Here is a 446-nt window from a genome sequence, read left to right as displayed (position 1 = left end):
GCCCGGTAACGATGGTGTCGGAGTCCTTCGCCGCCAGCACCTTCTCTTTCCAGGCCTCGTGCACGCTGCATTCTTTCACGGTCAGGAAGCGCGTACCGCACTGCACGCCCTCGGCGCCCAGGGCGAAGGCGGCCAGCATGCCGCGGCCGTCCACAATGACGCCGGCGCCGATAACGGGGATGTAAACCTTCTCGCAAACCGCCGGAAGAAGCGCCATGGTAGTCAGCTCGCCGATGTGACCGCCGGCCTCGGTGCCTTCGGCCACCAGCGCATCGGCGCCCAAGCGCTCCATGCGGGCCGCCAGCGCCGCCGATGCCACCACGGGCACCACCTTCACGACGGCCTCTTTCCACATCTTCATGTAGTTGGCGGGGCTGCCCGCGCCGGTGGTGACTACTTCCACCCCCAGCTCGCACACAAGCTCGGCCACTTCGCCGGCACGCGGA

1 protein-coding gene is annotated in these 446 nt (G+C 67.7%); it reads right to left on the bottom strand.

What is annotated here, in order from left to right:
• A partial coding sequence (locus tag PZH32_RS11380; protein WP_275208366.1) for a nitronate monooxygenase occupies positions 1 to 446 on the bottom strand: 446 nt, incomplete at both ends.

Origin of the sequence: Adlercreutzia equolifaciens, from assembly GCF_029076695.1 — a bacterium.
Classification (GTDB): domain Bacteria; phylum Actinomycetota; class Coriobacteriia; order Coriobacteriales; family Eggerthellaceae; genus Adlercreutzia; species Adlercreutzia equolifaciens_A.
Note: the sequence above shows the minus strand (reverse complement) of the source record. Positions and strands in the feature narration are given on the sequence as shown.